The organism is Cryobacterium sp. TMT2-15-1, from assembly GCF_004402345.1.
In the GTDB taxonomy this organism is placed as follows: domain Bacteria; phylum Actinomycetota; class Actinomycetes; order Actinomycetales; family Microbacteriaceae; genus Cryobacterium; species Cryobacterium sandaracinum.
The window spans coordinates 1-1370 of record NZ_SOGD01000045.1 but is presented as its reverse complement, the minus strand read 5'-3'; the positions used below and the strand labels follow the sequence as shown (position 1 = coordinate 1370).

The following is a 1370-nucleotide window of genomic DNA, read 5'->3' as shown; positions in this document are numbered from 1 at the left end:
TGACGGCGCTCACTGAAATTCCCCAGTTCTGCTCACCGAAATTCCCCACTCCGGGTCGCTTCCGCACATAGAAGCGGGCCTTCCTCGATGCTGATGGTCTTCGACCACACACCAGCTCGAGAAAGGCCCTACTCCTATGCTTTCAGAGGAGGACGACGTGGACATCCACGCGCTCAAACGGCAGGGGATGACGATCAGTGAGATCGCCCGCCGCACCGACCACGACCGCAAGACCATTCGCGCCTATCTCGCCGGCCAGCGCACCCCAGGAGTGCGTCAACGCGCCGCGCCGGACCCGTTCGACGCGTTCGTCGACTACGTCACCGCCAGGCTCAAAGAGGACCCCCACCTCTGGGCGGCGACACTGCTGGACGAGCTCGTCCCGCTGGGCTTCGAAGGGTCGTATCAGACTCTCACCCGTCAGATCCGGGACCGGGCGTTGCGGCCGGCCTGCACCGCCTGCGCGCACGTGACCAAGCGGCCCAACGCGATCATCGAGCACCCGCCCGGCGAGGAGACCCAGTTCGACTGGGTCGAGCTGCCCGACGCACCAGCCGACTGGGCGTTCCCGACCAAACGCGCCTACGTCCTCGTCGGGTCGCTCGCGCACTCGGGGGTTTGGCGGGCGGTGATCTCCCCGTCGATGGACCTGCCCCACCTGCTGGCGGCGATGACGGTCCTGCTGGGCCTGCTCGGCGGGGTGACGAAGACCTGGCGGTTCGACCGGATGAGCACCGTGCTGAAGGCCGGGACGAGTGATCTGACGCCGATGTTCGCCGCGTTCTCCAAGCATCACGCCGTCACCGTCGTGGCCTGCCGGCCCCGGTCGGGCAACCGCAAGGGCGTGGTCGAGAAGAACAACCACACCGCCGCGCAGCGCTGGTGGCGCAACCTCCCCGACGACGTCACCCTCGAGCAGGCGCAGCAACGCCTGACCGCGTTCGCGACCCGGCAAGACGGCCGACGCCGGGAGGGCCGCGACGGCTCCACGACGGCCGCGGTCATGTTCGCCGCGGAACGACTCAAGCCGTTGCCGCCGACGCTGTTCCCGGTCGTCGTGACGGAGCAGCGCACCGCGACCCGGCAGGCGTTGATCGATTGGCGCGGGAACCGGTACTCGGTCCCGCCGGAACTGGCCGCGGCCCGCGTCGTCGTCCATCAGCGGCTCGGCGCGAGCACCATCGACATCGCGACGGTCTCCGGCGTTGTCATCGCCCGGCACACCGTTGCGGAGGCCGGCCTCGGGGTGACGATCCGCGACAGCGGACACGTCACCGCCCTGGAGACCATCGCCCTGGCCGCGGCGCCTCCCGGCCGGCCGCACCGCAAGAAAGAACGCATCCCGCCCGGCACCGCGGCCCGCCGCGCCG

Annotated in this window: 1 protein-coding gene; it reads left to right on the top strand. The window is 69.7% G+C overall.

What is annotated here, in order from left to right:
- Positions 1-136 precede the first annotated feature (136 nt).
- The coding region (gene istA, locus E3O62_RS12115; protein WP_134398681.1) for an IS21 family transposase at positions 137-1370 on the top strand (1234 nt) is incomplete at its 3' end.